A 16,594-nucleotide genomic window follows, 5' to 3' on the forward strand; every position below is an offset into this window, starting at 1 on the left:
CTCGCATTCGGGTTTAGGGGGGCTACTATTATCAAAATAACGATTAAATAACTTATTGAGTAATTTGATTTCACCATTATTCATTTTATCTAATTATACAATAACATTTTCTCGAAATAATGAAGTATCACATGGTCCCCCAGTTGACAATCATACAATGGATTTATGTAGCCGCTTTATCACACCTTCCGAAATGGACTATTGATAGATAAAATTGCTATAAGCTGATGATTCAATTCTTGGGTTGACGTCTCATATCCTTGCCGATGCCATTCAATCAAAATTCCTAGGATAGCATTTGTCTGATAGCTAATCAGATAGTCCAAATTTATGTCACGCTCAACTTCCAAGAATCCTTCATCCACGGAATCCTTCATAAACGAACGTATTGTGTCAAAAAGTAAATAATAGTACATCATCGGAATCCGTTCATCAAAGATAATTTGATAAAAATCTTGATAGTTTTTCACATGATGAAATATCTTAATCATGTCCGCTTCGATATTCTGAACAATGAAGTTCGTTTTATAATAAGGCTCCTCATATGATCGTCTTAAATCTTCCACAATAACTTCTAAGTAATGTTTTAAAACCTCATGAACATCTTTATAGTGCAAATAGAACGTTCCACGGTTAATTTTTGCCATGCGACACAGCTCAGCAATTGTAATTGATTCCAAAGGTTTCGATTTTAGCAAGGTTAATAATGCATGGCGTAAACTTTCTTGTGTTTTAATAATTCGTAAATCTTTTTTCACATTTTTCACCCCTTATTGAACACTGTTTTAACTAAGTGTCGATTACTCAACATGAAGTGTGTTTTCCGTTGTTTGTGCTTAATTTTCTTGTCCATTATAATAGTTAATGTACAGGTGTTCAATATTTTTATTGATTAATTTGGAGGGGAAGATAATGAAACTAAAAGACAAAGTGGCTATTGTTACTGGTTCTGCTTCAGGTATGGGCAATGAAATCGCAAAATTGTATGCTAAGGAAGGTGCAAAAGTGATTGTTGCTGACCTTAACCTAGAAGGTGCCGAAGCAGTAGTTAAAGAAATCACGGAAAATAATGGGTTGGCAAAAGCTGTTCAAGTAAATGTTGCAAAACAAGCGGACATTGATAACATGATTGATACAGCAGTAAATGAATATGGAACGTTAGATATTCTGGTTAATAATGCTGGAATTATGGATGGATTTGAACCTGTCGGAGATATTCTTGACGAGCGCTGGGACTTACTTTTTGATGTTAATACAAAAGGCGTTATGAGAGCAATGCGCAAAGCAATGCCTATTTTCTTAGAAAAAGAAAATGGCGTAATCATTAATACTGCCTCGACTGGCGGATTGAATGGAGCTCATGCGGGGGCAATATACGGAGCATCCAAACATGCGGTCATCGGCCTCACGAAAAATACCGGTTATATGTATGCACAGAAAGGTATCCGTTGTAATGCCATTGCGCCAGGTGGTGTCGCAACAAATATCGCATCTTCCATGAAAAATGTTAGTGAATTTGGTATGGAGCGCACTAAAGCAGTACAGAGTGTGATGCCAAGAGTCGGGCAACCCGAGGAGATCGCACGAGTAGCGTTATTCCTAGCTTCAGACGATTCAAGCTTTGTAAACGGTACTGTTGTTACTGCTGATGGCGGATGGACTGCCGCGTTTTAAATAATGTTTTTTAACAAAAAAGGCTGTCCCAAACGGCGTTATGCTTTTTGGGTAACGGGTTCAGTTTTGGCAGAGAAAATGCTAACAACAATGTAAATAACAAGCAGAAACGCTCAGAAATTTGAGCGTTTTTTATCGTAATATATAATTTTCACTCCGTCTCAATGAAGATAGTAATAACTATAACCTTCATTACTTTTAATTATTTATCGTCATTTTCCTTAATGCTATTTTTCTTTTTCTTCTTTTTAAAATTGGAATCTAAAACCCCACCAAACAAGGCAATAAATATCGCAACCCAAACCCAAAAGTTCAAAAATACATCCCCTCTTTTAAATTTAAGATTTCAGCATAAAAACAAAACTTCTTACTTAAACACAACTGCCACGTTAGAATGAAATAGTTCCTCACATTTTTTCTCAAAAGCCGTAAAAATTCCCACAAACGTTGGCATTACATTTGTGAGAACTCTACTTTACTTAATTGAACCATATTTTTATTATATAAAGATAGAAGACTTACCTTCCATCATAAAATTAAATATTGATTCGTGCTTTCCTTTTTTTGAAATCAACATCCGAATAATAGGTGTTCTTTACAAGCAGGTTCGGTCCGAGACACTTAACTGCCGGACAATGACAATTCAGGCTTTTGGCTGTTGGTGTATCTATCCATTTTGAATATGCATCAGGAAGTGACGTATCCTGTATATTTCCAAGTGTTGATTCGTCTCCAAAATCGGTTACGATAATGTCACCTGTAAAGATATTAACATTCAATCGGGAACGGCCATCTGGGTCATTCCGCACACTCACATTGTCCTTACTATATAGCCTTTTTAATAAATCTAAATCTTCCTGTGAAGAACTGCACGGATAAAAAGGCAACGTTCCAAACATCATCCACAAATCTTCGTGTTGATGATCAAGCAGCCTGTTAATCGCAATACGAATATCATCCAATTCCAGCGTTTCTAATTCGCTCGCAAAATCTACTGGGTACATAGGATGAATCTCATGCCGTGCACAGCCCATTTCGCGTACCTGATCATGAATATGCTCTCCAAATATGGAAAAGTACGTTTGTTCAGCATCGTTTCCGCTGAAACCATTACACCCTCCTTGGCAAGCCGCTGTGAATTTTCTATCATACGGTCAAAAAACTTTTTACGATTATCTTCAGAAGGCTTCCGCTCCATATTAGCAAAACCGATTTCCGTAAATTCTTCAACGGTTCCCCAATTATGGGAAATATGTAATACATCTAAAAATGGAATAATAGATTCATATCTATCATAAGGCAATGTTAAATTTGAATTCATCTGTGTTTTTACACCACGGCTGTGTGCATATTTCAATAGTGGAAGCACATGATTGCGAATGGACTTTTTATTCATCATTGGCTCCCCACCAGTAATGCTTATGGTGCGGAGATGCGGTATTTCATCCAGTCTTTCCAATATAAGATCCATTGGCAATGAATCGGGATCCACTGGTTGAAGGGTATAACCGACAGCACAATGTGCACAGCGCATATTGCACATTGTCGTAGTCGTAAATTCAACATTTGATAACGTCATTTCCCCATGTTCCTCAACATCCATATATGCTTCCCACGGATCATTGGTTGGCGAGATGGTTCCTATGTTTGTTCTTGTAGTCAATTAAGAAAACTTCCTTTCCATATAAGTAATTCTATTTACCATTTTACGGGGTGCCTGCCATAAAAATGAATCCATATTTATTTTAGCATATAAAAATCGGAAACCTACAAACAATTAAAGACAGCTTTTAAAGAGTCTGTTTGTACATAATTAAACTTAATCCGAATGGCAAGTCCGTTTAACAAATCATTTTCCCGCCAACTCTCATACGCTTTTGCACTGCTTTCATTTTCTATTAGCTATAAAAAATCGGATTTGTGAAACAATAAGACAACTATTTTTTAAGGGAGATGACAGGATTAATGTCCGATTTTTGTCCAAGTATATGGCCGGAAGAACCAACTCCTAGTACAGTTAAAAATTGCGGTGAGTGCGGTCTAATCGAACATGGGTCACGTATGATTTGGGGAGAAGGGAATCCAACCGCTCCGATTATGGTCATCCTAGACAACCCAGGTGCACGTGAAAATCGTAATAGTGATCCATTCGTTTGCGGTACAAGACAGACATTACAAAAAGCCACGACAACCGTTGGATTAAATGCTAACGATCTATATTTTAAAACGAAAACCAACCCGCGCATACGATAAAGAAATGACTAGAGAAACCTGCATGATGCACTTGAATCAACAACTACAAAATAAAAAACCTACATTTATCCTTTGTCTTGGAAATGTAGCCGTCCAATCCTTTTTCAAGATGAAGAAACGGATGTAAAATCATTACGAGGCAAAATGTACGATGTAAGAGGTATCAAAACAACAGTGGCATATCATCCTTTAGCAGTTAGAAGGCGACCTAATTTGTGGTCTCTGTTTATCGAGGACTGGCAATATGTTGCTGAACAGTATTTTAAGAGATGAGCGTTGAAAAAATTATTACTTGGTATAGTAGGAAACTGCCTCTTTTTCAATCTTTTTCTCGGAATTCAAAAAAGTTCCCACAAACGTTGGTGTATACACATTTATGAGAACTCTAACTTTATTTAAAAGAACTATTTTTTTATTATATAAATATATGGAAGGATTACATTTTTTCCTTTTAAGCGGCCTTAAAAGGAAATCGGAATGAGTACAGTCACCCTTCTTTGTAATAGCCATTTTAGTGTACTACACAAACGGTGAACACTCGGCTTATTTTACACCTTTCGTCCATTTACTTACTTTATCCGGATGATTTTTGACCCACTTTTTCCCTGCTTCATAAGGATCCATCCCATCTTGAATCATAACCATGACTTCACCCATATCTTTAGCTGTCCAATGAAACTGTTTCAAAATCTTATTTGCTGCGGGTGCATCCTTTTTCAAGCCTTGACGAGCCACAGCATGTAAACTGTCCGGTTCACCGAATAGATTATTGGGGTCTTTTAAATATTTTAAATCCCATTCCAAGAAGGCCCAATGCGGTTCCCAAAGCGTTACAACAATAGGATCATGAGAATCGATTGCTTTTTTTAGCGCAGCAGTCATTGCCGGGCCGGAACTGGCTTGCAGATTCCACTTGTTTAATCCATAGTTGGGCATCACGTTATTCTTTGTAATTTTCATTTGTCCTGCCCCAGGATCAATTCCAGTGATTGTCCAATCAAGTTTGTCACCAATATCATTCGTATTCTTTTTTAGATCTTCAATTGAATCGATATTTACATAAGAAGGAACCGCCAAACCGATTGTAACTTCATTTTTAATTGATGTACTGAGATCTACAATTTGATCTTTATATTTTTTCCAATAGTCAGCATGTGTGTTTGGAAGCGTGACAGTACCAACTGAAATATCCGCTGATTGATCAGCAAGACTGGCGAACACAACCCCAGGTGATACCTGTTTTAATTCAATGTTATACCCTACGTCTTCAAGAACAGCTTTCACGACATTAACCCCGGCAACCGCTGAAGCCCAGGAAACATAGGGCATAGTTAGTTCTTTTTTGCCAAGTTCAGTATCTGTTTTACTATCCGCACTGCTTGTGGAACTATTGTCTGCACCGCTTCCACAAGCAGATAAGATAATAAAGAACATTACGACAACAACTGAACCAATTAAATGAAATTTCTTCAACATAATGTTAACATTTCACTCCTCTTTCTACTAAATACAAACAAGGATAATGTTACTGTGCTTTTGTTCTATTTACAAACTTCATAAAAGCCAATTTACTTTGATATATAGTGGATAAGAGTCCCAAGCACCATATAAAAGTCTCTTCTTTAAAAATGTTCCCTTTTATCTCTATTATGTAGGTTTTAAAAATATCCCGTATCACTTTTATCATGATACGGGATATTTTTAGTTCAGCTTGCATAAATTTTTTAGCTTGGTCTATTGTTGATTAACGTTCAATCAAAATGGGCCGTAATGGATTAAATCCTGGTTTTGTTATGGATTGGAACTGACACTATAGCCATCAACATAATTATCTTTCTAACGCCAAACTAACCGCTTCAATCGCATGGATTATAGTTGTATCAAATACCGGAACCTCTGAATCCCCCGGTTTTACCAATAATCCAATCTCCGTACAACCTAAAATGATACCTTCAGCTCCGTCATCTATTAAGCTTTTGATTACCTTTTTAAAATAATTCCTTGATGTTTGCAAAGTTTTCCCTAAACATAGTTCATCAAAAATCACTTTGTTTATAGCTTCACGATCAATGCTTTTGGGTACGATAACCCTTGTACCATTGGACTTCAACCGTGATCTATAAAAGTCCTGTTCCATCGTATATTTAGTTCCAAGGAAACCTACCGTACTAATTTTTGACTTTTTAATTTGTTTTGCTACTGCATCAGCAATATGAATAACGGGTAAATCAACCCTATTTTCTACATGCCCAACAACTTTGTGCATCGTATTTGTACCTATTACGATAATGCTTGCTCCAGCTCTTTCCAATGCCTCGGCAGCATCGCCCACTATTTTTCCAGCACTTTCCCAATCACCCGTTGATTGATATCGTTCAATTTCCGCAAAGTCGACACTATATAAAATGCACGCTGCGGAATGCAAACCGCCTAATCTATATTTTACTTCTTCATTAATGATTCGATAATATTTTTCCGATGATTCCCAGCTCATTCCGCCTATTAAGCCGATGATTTTCACGATTCCTCCCCCTACCTCAATAGTAGAATACAGTTCCTAATTTACTTATGAAAAAGAGCCTATCGCAAGCTCTTCTTCATAAGTCTGTACAAGGCCCTGGTATCATTGTCCATTTCAATGTATGATTTGACCCTCTATCATCGTCCACAGTACATTACATTCAGAATCTATCAATACTAGATCGGCATCTGCTTGAGGTGATATTCTACCTTTCCTTTGAAGCCCAAGAATATTCGCAGGCGCTGTAGATGCCATATATACTGCTTCTGCTAATGGTATTCCGCTATCAACCGCTTTTCGTAAGGCCTCATTCATCGTAACTGTACTTGATGCTAGTGTACCATCTGCCAAACGGGCCTCTCCATTACGAACTGTCACTTGGTGTCCGCCAAATTCATAATCACCATCTCCCATGTACATGGCTTGTAATGCATCGGTAATCAAAACAACTCCCTCCGCACCCTTAATTCGATGCATGAGCCGAACGATGGCAGGGTGTAAGTGAATATGATCGACAATGGCTTGGAGGCTCACATGAGATTCTTCAAATGCAGCAACTACAATTCCAGGATCCCGATGATGAATTGGTCGCATCCCATTAAAACAATGGGTGACATGGCTCGCTCCTTTAGAAAAAGCTTCCTTTGCTTCTTCATATGTAGCATCAGAATGGGCAATAGAAACGATGATTCCCCTTTCTTTTAAAAACTCGACCATCTCCATTCCACCTGGCAGCTCAGGCGCGATTGTAACCATCTTGACGAGTGAACCTGTCTCTTTTAGAACCTCTTCCATTTCTTCTATATTTGGATGCCGCAGATACAACTCATTTTGCATCCCTTTTCGTTTCACGTTTAGGTACGGGCCTTCTAGATGAATACCTTCAATTTTGGCACCTGACTCACTACCAATCGCTTTTTTAACGTTCTGAATCATATCCATTAAATCTTCTGTTGACGAGGTTACAGATGTAACAAGAAAAGATGTGCAACCTGTCTTTGCGCAGGTTTTAGAGACCTCAAGAATACTTTCTACAGTACCGTCCATCATATCAGCACCATGCGCACCATGAATATGAACATCAATCATTCCTGGTATTAACGTTTGCCCTTGCGCATCTATTACTTGATAATCTTCTGGAATCTCTGAATTCATGTGACTATCAATCTTTTGAATTTGTCCATCTTCTATCCACACAGCACCTGATATGATTTCATTCTTTGTGATGACCTTGGCATTAAGAATGACCTTTTTCATTAATCTTTTCTCCTCTCTATTTTAAACAATTAGCCCATCAATTATGGGGGCATTTAGTGTAGGAAGAGACTGACTCTTTTTCTAAAAAGGGACTGCCTCCTAGTTCTGCCCCTCACCCCAACAAATCCCGTATATCCTCTTCCGTTAACCGGTTGAGTCGTTCGTCTTTTGGATCGATGACTTGCTCGATCAAATGCCGCTTCCTTTCTTGTAATTCATTCATCTTTTCCTCAATTGTCCCTTTGGCTACCAACTTGATAACCTGAACCGCTTGCTTTTGACCGATACGATGGGCGCGGTCAGCTGCTTGCTCTTCGACGGCAGGATTCCACCAGCTATCATAAAAAATAACGGTGTCTGCCCCAGTTAAATTAAGCCCAGTCCCACCCGCTTTTAAGGAAATTAGAAAGATATCCCGTTGACCGGCATTATAACTGTTACATAATGCCACTCTTTCCGCTGCCGGCGTCTGTCCATCCAAGTAATAATATGGGATTCCTTGAAAAGCGATTTTCTGCCCAATAAGCTGCAGCATCTTGGTAAATTGGGAAAAAATCAACACGCGTCGTCCAGTTTGCCTCGCTTCTTCGATAATCCGCATCAGCTGTTCAAATTTTGCCGAAGACCCTTCATATCCATCGACAAATAATCCTGGATGACAACATATTTGACGCAGCCGAGTTATTCCGGCTAGAATTTTAATGCGATTTTCTCGTATTGTTTCCTGGTCCAAATGCTTGAGGGTTTTATGGCGCAACTTGGCCAAATAACTGGCATAGAGTGTCTTCTGCTCTGGCAGTAATTCAGTCGCTTCGATTACTTCCCTTTTCTCTGGTAATTCACCAAGCACATCCTTCTTGACCCTGCGCAGCATAAATGGATGAATCCTCCGGGCGATCTGTTTATTCGTTAACTCACTGTACTCTCTTAACCCTAAGAATAATTCAGGAAACACGACATGAAAGATTGACCAGAGCTCCTCTAGCGCATTTTCCATTGGTGTACCTGTTAAAGCAAAACGGTGGGTTGCCTGCAATTGTTTCACCGCTCGGGCAGTTTGGGTGAGGGCATTTTTAAACATCTGTGCTTCATCGAAAAATACGACATGAAATTCCTGTTTCTCATACCAGCGCAAATCACTGCGTAGTAATGGATAGCTCGTGATGATGACGTCCATATCTGCTTTATCCTTTTGCAACTGCATCCGCTCTGACTTGTTTCCATCTAAGATCATTGCTTGAATCTCTGGTGCGAATTTCATGATTTCACTTTGCCAGTTATACGTAACAGATGAAGGACACACAATCAATGCCGGCTGTCCTTTTTCACGAATAATAGGAAGTTCGGATAAAATAAATGCAATGCTTTGAATGGTTTTTCCAAGTCCCATATCGTCCGCTAAAATGCCTCCAAACCCATAACTAGCAAGGGTTTTCATCCAGTTATATCCCTCTTTTTGATAGTTTCGCAACACTCCTTCTATCTGTGCTGGAATTTCAAACTGTAAGCGTTCTGGATGTTGAAGCTTCTCTAAAAACGCACGGAATGATGCCTCCATTGAAACGGCATCACGATCCTCAAAATAATTGATGAGCCTTAGCCCTTCGACAACAGGGACTTTAAAACGCGTTTCCCACTCCTCATCTTGAACAGGAGCAGCATGCAAGAAACGCCTGATCTCTTCCATTTCCCTCGTCTCCAAGGATAGCAACGCACCATCCTGCAGCCGGTAATACTTCCGCTTCTCTTCTAATGCTGCTAGCAGTTCTTTGATCTCCGTCTCTGGAATACCATCCATCGTAAACGTAAACTCAAGCCAATTTGTCCGCTCCTTATAATGCCTCACCTTGATTTTCGGGATTGTTGTTTTTGGTAAAATTCGCAGGCGTACAGCAGTTGTCGCATACACTTGAACCAATTTCTGCAATTTCGGCAATTCATGGTACAAAAAATTATATTCTAATTCCTCATTTTGCAGGTAATAGCCACTCTCTGTTTGGGTAAACTCGCTCTCTTCCATCAACTGAAGAATCGTTTCTTCCTTCTCCATATCCCGAATAATCATTGAACCTACTTTCGGTTGCCGATAATCAAGCGGATTGATGACCACTCCTTCATAATGGAATTCCAGTCCAGCGAGCAGTCGATTGTTCACGCGATCTACAAAAAGCTTCGCCTGAAGGGGTGTTTTATGCAGCTGGTCGGTAATCTCTCCAGATAAATGGACCTCCCCTATTTTTCGTAAATGTGGCAATAGCTGTTCCATAAAATATTTCAATTGATGAGCCGGTATGGTAATTTCATTCGATTGGGAACGCTCCAGCATCCGCTTTAATTCATAGAGACGCTGGGCTTCCTCGCTTTTTACGACAACAACCTTCCCAGCCGATAGAACCGTGTCATATTCTTTTAAAATCATCATTTCGCTTAACCCGTTAATAATCAGTTGATATCCGCTTTCCTCTGTACCAGTAAATTCAAATGTTAAAGGTAACGGTTCATCGGATACATGAAAATGATGATAGCTTTTCCCAGCGTATTGTAAGATCACTTTTGGTGCACGTGCCAATAAAGGTTCGACTCTCTTCCAGAAGGATGCTGGAACAAGCAACATCCCTTTGTCCCAATGAGACTTCCCGGGTATTGCTCGACGATACATTTTTTCATCTTCCATCACAAGAATGAGCTGCTGCACAATGTCATCCGTCACACTGTCAAAACAATACTTGGTTGGATCGTATCGGAATTCATCTGATAGGGCATGAATTCTGCCTTCCTTAACGCTCTCCAAAAATTCACGGATATCCGCTATTCTGTTTGATGCGATGGAAATTTCGATACCGAACCGCTCATTCCCTCTGGCAGTAACACCCTTACAGAAAAACGTCGTATCCAAGACTTCTCGATTTTCAAAATGGATTTGCTGGCCACTTCTAGGAGTTGATCCCGACTCAAATAATCGCAACAACCCTTCCGACAGCTCTCCCTCCGTTTGGTCAAAGGCCCACTCATCCGGGTTCTTCTCTGGCTGGTAATGTTGCCACGCAATCAATACTGCAGCAACATGTTGGCAGTCCTTTTGAACAGACGAAAGCGACGGACAGCTGCAATGCGCCTTGAATCCTTTAGAATGTTTCTCGAGGTGTACATGAAAATCCTCCGCTCCTTTGACTGCAGCATGTAAGGAATTGGGAGTTACTTCTTCTACTGTTACTTTTCCATTACGATAAAAGGCTTCCCCTCGTTTAAAGGAGGCAGCCCCACACCGATCTTTGATGATTTTTTGATTAAGTTTGATTTCCATGGGGTAGCCTCCTTTCTGTATAACCGGTCGTTAATCTTCTTCTATAAATTTATCATGAAGAATATTTTCTTGCCATATAAACGGATCTTGGTGGGATCGATGGTAGGGCGGGAAATTTATAGGGATGCAAAAGTTGGTGGGTAAATATATGAAGTAATTTGGGTAAATGGTAATTTCGATGAGTGAAGGAAACTATTTGATTATTTGCGGATAGCGGAAAAGGAAAACGCGATCCATTGCATAATATTGGTTAACATGGAAGTTGTTAAAGCAAGGTGGGAACCCTTTGTCAAACAAATCCAACTCCTCATTTGCCCCTGCGTCCTAAAAACCAATAACACTCACAAATATTGATGTGTATCAACATTTGCGAGTGTTTTAAAATAAACTCGTTTTTACCTAAAATACCGGTGGGCCGTTCTCTACATCATACATACAATATTTAAAAGTAGTTTCGTATTGTTGTCAAAACTCTCTTCAAATCATGTTCATGTAGCTTTCCTATTTTAAATAGCAACTCTTTAAAATGCACAGTATTTAGTTTGGAGCATCTGACAACGGACGGTTTGTCTAAGCCCGCTTCTTCCCAGTATTCTACTGCAACATCAAATTCATTTCTTGCATGTTGACTTGTAACTGTTGCGATTAAGTGATCTAATTCAACAACTGTATTTCGCAAGTGAAAATTGAGCCACATCGCAATTTAATTTTGAGCCACTTACTTTTTAGTTATTTTTAATCCAATCTTCTGTTTCTCTCATTCGATAAGAAGTACCATTCATATTTAAAACGTGTGACTTATGAGTTAAACGATCCGTTAATGCTGCTGTTAATACGGCATCGTGGAAGATCTCTTGCCACTTTAAAAATGACAAATTACTGGTGATGATCGTTGACTTTCGATCTGCCCTTAAGGATAGATGGGAAAACAGTAATTCAGCTCCTTCTTTATCAAATGAGATATATCCTAATTCATCCAATATTACGAGATCATACTTTTCAAATTTTAATTCAAATGATCGTAATGTGCGTTCCGAGCGATGTTCCTTCAATTGATTAATAAAAGAAGGCACTGTCGCAAAGAAAACACGATATCCGGCTAAACATGCTTCCATTCCTAACCCAATAGCTAGATGCGTTTTACCGGTTCCAGGAGGGCCTGTCAAAATGACATTCCGGCCCTCTTTAATAAAGGATAGGGTTTTTAGGTCTGGTAGTTTTTGTTGCGCTGGCTTTGGTAATGCTTCTTCTACTAATTCATCTAACAATTTCTTTTGTGGAAAATTCGCAGCCCTAATTCGGTTTTGCTTTGCGCGAATTAATCGATCTGCTTTTTCCTGTGTTAATACTTGAAGTAATACATCATATGCCCGTTCTGGATGTTTAAAATTGCTAGAATCCTGAACCATTTTTCGAATGCTTGGTAGTCTTAAATCCTTACATAACTCAATTAGCTTTGTTTGTTGTTCCATTTCACACTACTCCTTCTGTTGTATAAAAAAGATCCTGATAAGCTCGTAGATTCGATTCAGCTTGTTTTGCTATATCATCATTTTCTTCGATCATTGGAGATCCGTCTGATTGCTCACATATAAACTGAATTCGCTCTGTTGAAATATAATCGAATCGGACTTGTTTCAATTGCTCAATGGCCTTTAATACTTCCTCAAGATTATCTTTTTCCTTTATAAAATGGAGTAGCTCTAGAAAATCTTTCTCTTTTCCGATATAATACTGTTGATAGATATTTTTAATATGGGTTGGTGCCTGCTTCATACATTGACTTTGATTCAGGGCACCTTTTTTCTTTTCAAATGTTTTCAAATAGTGATAGATATCCATTTCCCACTGATGAATCCCCCAATTTCGAGGATGGGCCGCCACAAATTCACCATCAATAAATATTCGAATATGCTCTGCCCCTACCTTGGCACGGATATATTTCCCCACATGTCCCTCAGGGACAGAATAGTGATTTTGTTTAATCACAATGGTACTGTATTTATCTACTCGGCATTCAACCAATTCTGCTGCGTCAAATGGGTGAATTGTATTCTTTTTCACTGTCTTTTTCTCTTTTTTCAACAGGTCGATATGCTTTTCCTTATATTCATGATGCAGTCGCTGGTTCAATGTTTGTAATACAGTAATTAAATGTTGATTAGCTTCTGTTATGTTTTCGAACTTGTATATGGATGAAAATGCCTTCCGCCGTATAAACTCGACACTTCGTTCTACATGCCCTTTTTCATTTCCTTTTCTCGCTTCACATAATCGGATACGAAATTGATAATAGTTCGAGATCTGGATCATTGGGTCCGTGATCGTTTTTGCGTTACCAATAAATGATTTCACCACTGTTCGCATGTTGTCGTAAGTAAAGACTGCTGGTATAAAATCCAAGTGTTCGATCAGTTTCGCATGTACGTCCAATACACATATTTGAGTTTCCGATTCATATAATCTCGCAAACCGATAATTACTATATGGCAACGTAAAAACAGCTAGCGAATAACTTCCTATCTTTCCATCTATCTCTAATTTCACTTCTCCCCAATCAAATTCAACCTCTGCACCTGGTTCACAATACTTGCGAATAAACACTTCTCTCTTCTTCTCCGTTTCTTCATTCACATAATTTCTAACCGTTGTATAGCCGATGTTATACCCTTCGTCTCGTAATGCTTCATACATATCAATCATTTTCATTTGTTGTTTAGCCATGTAATGTTGTTTTTTCCATTCATTTTCAGCAATGAATTGTTGTAACTTCGCTTGTATTTCCTCTGTAAGGACGCGTTTTTTACTGATTCTTGGTTTATACGTTGGTGCGCTCATAATGTCTTCAGGAATCGGCAACTGTCGAATATCCTGCTGTTTGCTTTCTTCAAACTTCGCAATGTATTTCTTTATCGTATTCCTTGCGACTTTAGTTGCTTTTGAAATGCTTCTTTGGCTCTCTCCATTTAGATATCTTTTAATAATTTCTTGTTTCATGTTCAATGTCACCACTCCCGAAACTCCCCCAATATTAAATTGTAATACTAGGGTATTTTCTAATAAGGTGGCTCAATTTTCAATTGTCATTGTGGTTCAATTTTAAGTTACCATATACAACAACTACATTATCATTGCTTACAATAACAACTGGTCTTCTTTTCCCATTTATTTCAACAGTCCATACCTCTCCACGCTTACCTGTTTTATTCATCTTCCTTACCCCAAAACATTTCATCTTTTTCTTTTATAATTTGCTCTTTTGGCGGCCTGCTGTCAAAATAATTATCAAATAACTTATTGAGCAATTTTATCCGTTCTCCGTTATCCATTTCTTCGATTGCTTTTATTATCTCATCAGCAGTCATTCATAACCACCTCATTTATTAATGATTTTATTAAATCAATTATACAATAGAACAAATTATTAATAAAACAATCACTAAACAAAAAGACAGCTACATAATGCACCAAGCTGTCTAACTGAATCTAACTTTATTAAAATGTGCCGCGACTTTCTGAAATAGTATTTCCACATTAACTTTTGACATATATATTCGATTACTTGTGCTTAGCGTTGATACCGGTGGTCGGGGTCGAAGCCAACACACTGGAGAGGAACGATTAATAAACCCCATCCCCCAAGCCTTATTTTTGCCAGAAAAACAAATAAACAAAAGGATTACAATATCAGCTATTGTAATCCTTTTGGTAGGACCTCGACTAATCCAAAGGCCTAATGATAATATTCTATTAACATACTAAATATATAAAGAAATAACGGACAGTATGGGCCTGAGTGGACTCGAACCACCGACCTCACGCTTATCAGGCGTGCGCTCTAACCAGCTGAGCTACAGGCCCATATATGGTAATGGAGCGGGTGAAGGGAATTGAACCCTCGACATCAGCTTGGAAGGCTGAGGTTTTACCACTAAACTACACCCGCATATAATAAATTGTATTTAAAATAATGACTCTCACGAAAGGCATGCCTCTACATCTACTAGCGTACTCAGGGATGTATATGCTTCGAGGCAACTCGTAGCTTATTCAGTAGAAGTAACGCTCGTGGCTGAGGTTTTACCACTAAACTACACCCGTAATTAATTTTTCACGTGAGTGATCTAATTAATCTGATGGAGGGAGTAGGACTCGAACCTACGAACCCAATGGGAGCGGATTTACAGTCCGCCGCGTTTGGCCAACTTCGCTATCCCTCCACTATATTTCAAGAATGGTGGCTCGGGACGGAATCGAACCGCCGACACACGGATTTTCAGTCCGTTGCTCTACCGACTGAGCTACCAAGCCATTTTAGTTTCTAATGTTATGTATGGAGGAGGTAGAGGGATTCGAACCCCCGCGCGGTTTGACCCGCCTGTCGGTTTTCAAGACCGATCCCTTCAGCCAGACTTGGGTATACCTCCACGTTATAATGACCCTATAGATGGACCCTGCAGGACTCGAACCTGCGACCGATCGGTTATGAGCCGATAGCTCTAACCAGCTGAGCTAAGGGTCCGATTTATAATACTTCAATATGATAGATCAGTGAAAAACGGATCAAAGACCTCAAGGGTATGAACCGTATGCTCCAATAGCTGAACTACCAATAATTTAAAATGGAGCCTAGCGGGATCGAACCGCTGACCTCCTGCGTGCAAGGCAGGCGCTCTCCCAGCTGAGCTAAGGCCCCGTATAATGGTCGGGAAGACAGGATTCGAACCTGCGACCCCATGGTCCCAAACCATGTGCTCTACCAAGCTGAGCTACTTCCCGTAAATAATAGCGCGCCCGAGAGGAGTCGAACCCCTAACCTCTTGATCCGTAGTCAAGCGCTCTATCCAATTGAGCTACGGGCGCATATGGTGCCGAGGGCCGGACTCGAACCGGCACGGTAGAAACCTACCGCAGGATTTTAAGTCCTGTGCGTCTGCCAATTCCGCCACCCCGGCATGGCAATTAAAGCGGAAGACGGGATTCGAACCCGCGACCCCCACCTTGGCAAGGTGGTGTTCTACCACTGAACTACTTCCGCATATACATTTATATTCCATAAATGGTGCGGGTGAAGGGAGTCGAACCCCCACGTCGAAAGACACTAGATCCTAAGTCTAGCGCGTCTGCCAATTCCGCCACACCCGCATAATGGTGAGCCATGAAGGATTCGAACCTTCGACCCTCTGATTAAAAGTCAGATGCTCTACCGACTGAGCTAATGGCTCATAAAAATTTCCGTTACTTTATTCAAGCAGTATGTTTATCTAAGTATGCCGGCCAGAGGACTTGAACCCCCAACCTACTGATTACAAGTCAGTTGCTCTACCAATTGAGCTAGGCCGGCATATAATGGCGGTCTGGACGGGACTCGAACCCGCGACCTCCTGCGTGACAGGCAGGCATTCTAACCAGCTGAACTACCAGACCATTTTGGTTGCGGGGGCAGGATTTGAACCTACGACCTCTGGGTTATGAGCCCAACGAGCTACCAGACTGCTCCACCCCGCGATATAATTAAAATATTAAAATTTCCCCTGCTCTTTAAATAACTTCCACCGTGAATGCTCGTCGTGTTGCAAGCTGTT

At 39.7% G+C, this 16,594-nt stretch carries 13 protein-coding genes, 16 tRNA genes and 1 pseudogene; 3 read left to right on the forward strand and 27 right to left on the reverse strand.

Features of this window, described 5'->3' with window-relative positions:
- Positions 1–179 precede the first annotated feature (179 nt).
- Positions 180–758, reverse strand: a complete 579-nt coding sequence (locus tag C8270_RS19405; RefSeq protein ID WP_106498401.1) for a TetR/AcrR family transcriptional regulator — start codon at positions 756–758, stop codon at positions 180–182.
- Positions 759–912: 154 nt separating this feature from the next.
- On the opposite strand from C8270_RS19405, the gene C8270_RS19410 reads away from it, so the two are divergent.
- Positions 913–1,674, forward strand: a complete 762-nt coding sequence (locus C8270_RS19410) for an SDR family oxidoreductase (protein WP_106498402.1) — start codon at positions 913–915, stop codon at positions 1,672–1,674.
- A gap of 536 nt (positions 1,675–2,210) precedes the next feature.
- Here C8270_RS19410 and yfkAB read toward each other — a convergent pair.
- Positions 2,211–3,277, reverse strand: a pseudogene (gene yfkAB / locus C8270_RS19415) (radical SAM/CxCxxxxC motif protein YfkAB).
- A gap of 362 nt (positions 3,278–3,639) precedes the next feature.
- On the opposite strand from yfkAB, the gene C8270_RS20540 reads away from it, so the two are divergent.
- Positions 3,640–3,927: a uracil-DNA glycosylase family protein gene (locus C8270_RS20540; protein WP_234028606.1), complete on the forward strand. Its 288-nt coding sequence runs from the start codon at positions 3,640–3,642 to the stop codon at positions 3,925–3,927.
- A gap of 72 nt (positions 3,928–3,999) precedes the next feature.
- Positions 4,000–4,200, forward strand: coding sequence for a hypothetical protein (locus C8270_RS20545; RefSeq protein ID WP_234028607.1), 201 nt, complete (start codon positions 4,000–4,002; stop codon positions 4,198–4,200).
- Positions 4,201–4,470: 270 nt separating this feature from the next.
- On the opposite strand, the gene C8270_RS19425 is transcribed toward C8270_RS20545, so the two are convergent.
- From C8270_RS19425 to C8270_RS19535, 25 genes are all read right to left on the reverse strand, one after another.
- Complete coding sequence (locus C8270_RS19425; protein ID WP_106498403.1) at positions 4,471–5,403, reverse strand: glycine betaine ABC transporter substrate-binding protein; 933 nt, start codon at positions 5,401–5,403, stop codon at positions 4,471–4,473.
- A gap of 352 nt (positions 5,404–5,755) precedes the next feature.
- Positions 5,756–6,448, reverse strand: a complete 693-nt coding sequence (locus C8270_RS19430; protein ID WP_106498404.1) for an aspartate/glutamate racemase family protein — start codon at positions 6,446–6,448, stop codon at positions 5,756–5,758.
- Positions 6,449–6,562: 114 nt separating this feature from the next.
- Positions 6,563–7,705: an N-acetylglucosamine-6-phosphate deacetylase gene (gene nagA / locus C8270_RS19435; RefSeq protein ID WP_106498405.1), complete on the reverse strand. Its 1,143-nt coding sequence runs from the start codon at positions 7,703–7,705 to the stop codon at positions 6,563–6,565.
- Between the two features lie 112 nt (positions 7,706–7,817).
- On the reverse strand, positions 7,818–11,009 hold the full coding sequence (locus C8270_RS19440) for a DEAD/DEAH box helicase (protein WP_106498406.1): 3,192 nt from the start codon (positions 11,007–11,009) through the stop codon (positions 7,818–7,820).
- A 442-nt stretch (positions 11,010–11,451) separates the two neighbouring features.
- Positions 11,452–11,688: a type II toxin-antitoxin system PemK/MazF family toxin gene (locus C8270_RS19445; protein ID WP_234028608.1), complete on the reverse strand. Its 237-nt coding sequence runs from the start codon at positions 11,686–11,688 to the stop codon at positions 11,452–11,454.
- 46 nt (positions 11,689–11,734) lie between these two features.
- A complete protein-coding gene (gene istB / locus C8270_RS19450) occupies positions 11,735–12,481 on the reverse strand; it encodes an IS21-like element helper ATPase IstB (RefSeq protein WP_106494727.1) in 747 nt (248 codons plus the stop codon).
- 1 nt (position 12,482) lies between these two features.
- Entirely contained in the window at positions 12,483–14,012 is a 1,530-nt protein-coding gene (istA, locus tag C8270_RS19455; RefSeq protein WP_442785818.1) for an IS21 family transposase, read from the reverse strand.
- A gap of 73 nt (positions 14,013–14,085) precedes the next feature.
- Positions 14,086–14,220, reverse strand: coding sequence for a type II toxin-antitoxin system PemK/MazF family toxin (locus C8270_RS20550; RefSeq protein ID WP_234028609.1), 135 nt, complete (start codon positions 14,218–14,220; stop codon positions 14,086–14,088).
- A complete protein-coding gene (locus tag C8270_RS20340) occupies positions 14,213–14,374 on the reverse strand; it encodes a hypothetical protein (protein ID WP_199794705.1) in 162 nt (53 codons plus the stop codon). Before C8270_RS20340 ends, C8270_RS20550 begins: the two co-directional genes overlap by 8 nt.
- Before the next feature lie 422 nt (positions 14,375–14,796).
- Positions 14,797–14,870, reverse strand: a tRNA-Ile gene (locus tag C8270_RS19460).
- Positions 14,871–14,881: 11 nt separating this feature from the next.
- Positions 14,882–14,955 (reverse strand) — tRNA-Gly (locus C8270_RS19465).
- Positions 14,956–15,146: 191 nt separating this feature from the next.
- Positions 15,147–15,229: transfer RNA gene (locus tag C8270_RS19470), tRNA-Tyr, on the reverse strand.
- 15 nt (positions 15,230–15,244) lie between these two features.
- Positions 15,245–15,320 (reverse strand) — tRNA-Phe (locus C8270_RS19475).
- Between the two features lie 23 nt (positions 15,321–15,343).
- Positions 15,344–15,436 (reverse strand) — tRNA-Ser (locus C8270_RS19480).
- A 21-nt stretch (positions 15,437–15,457) separates the two neighbouring features.
- Positions 15,458–15,531 (reverse strand) — tRNA-Ile (locus C8270_RS19485).
- A gap of 101 nt (positions 15,532–15,632) precedes the next feature.
- A tRNA-Ala gene (locus tag C8270_RS19490) sits at positions 15,633–15,705 on the reverse strand.
- 6 nt (positions 15,706–15,711) lie between these two features.
- Positions 15,712–15,788, reverse strand: a tRNA-Pro gene (locus C8270_RS19495).
- 10 nt (positions 15,789–15,798) lie between these two features.
- A tRNA-Arg gene (locus C8270_RS19500) sits at positions 15,799–15,872 on the reverse strand.
- A gap of 3 nt (positions 15,873–15,875) precedes the next feature.
- Positions 15,876–15,964 (reverse strand) — tRNA-Leu (locus tag C8270_RS19505).
- A gap of 11 nt (positions 15,965–15,975) precedes the next feature.
- Positions 15,976–16,047 (reverse strand) — tRNA-Gly (locus C8270_RS19510).
- A 22-nt stretch (positions 16,048–16,069) separates the two neighbouring features.
- Positions 16,070–16,154, reverse strand: a tRNA-Leu gene (locus C8270_RS19515).
- Positions 16,155–16,158: 4 nt separating this feature from the next.
- Positions 16,159–16,234, reverse strand: a tRNA-Lys gene (locus C8270_RS19520).
- Between the two features lie 46 nt (positions 16,235–16,280).
- Positions 16,281–16,353: transfer RNA gene (locus C8270_RS19525), tRNA-Thr, on the reverse strand.
- 6 nt (positions 16,354–16,359) lie between these two features.
- Positions 16,360–16,436: transfer RNA gene (locus C8270_RS19530), tRNA-Asp, on the reverse strand.
- 4 nt (positions 16,437–16,440) lie between these two features.
- Positions 16,441–16,517, reverse strand: a tRNA-Met gene (locus C8270_RS19535).
- Between the last annotated feature and the right edge of the window lie 77 nt (positions 16,518–16,594).

Origin of the sequence: Lentibacillus sp. Marseille-P4043 (genome assembly GCF_900258515.1) — a bacterium.
Classification (GTDB): domain Bacteria; phylum Bacillota; class Bacilli; order Bacillales; family Amphibacillaceae; genus Lentibacillus_C.

Coding starts and splice junctions, on each gene's coding strand:
- C8270_RS20340 (WP_199794705.1), bottom strand. CDS start 14,374: ATGACTGCTGATGAGATAATAAAAGCAATCGAAGAAATGGATAACGGA.
- istB (WP_106494727.1), bottom strand. CDS start 12,481: ATGGAACAACAAACAAAGCTAATTGAGTTATGTAAGGATTTAAGACTA.
- nagA (WP_106498405.1), bottom strand. CDS start 7,705: ATGAAAAAGGTCATTCTTAATGCCAAGGTCATCACAAAGAATGAAATC.
- C8270_RS19410 (WP_106498402.1), top strand. CDS start 913: ATGAAACTAAAAGACAAAGTGGCTATTGTTACTGGTTCTGCTTCAGGT.
- C8270_RS20550 (WP_234028609.1), bottom strand. CDS start 14,220: ATGAATAAAACAGGTAAGCGTGGAGAGGTATGGACTGTTGAAATAAAT.
- C8270_RS19440 (WP_106498406.1), bottom strand. CDS start 11,009: ATGGAAATCAAACTTAATCAAAAAATCATCAAAGATCGGTGTGGGGCT.
- C8270_RS19425 (WP_106498403.1), bottom strand. CDS start 5,403: ATGTTGAAGAAATTTCATTTAATTGGTTCAGTTGTTGTCGTAATGTTC.
- C8270_RS20540 (WP_234028606.1), top strand. CDS start 3,640: ATGTCCGATTTTTGTCCAAGTATATGGCCGGAAGAACCAACTCCTAGT.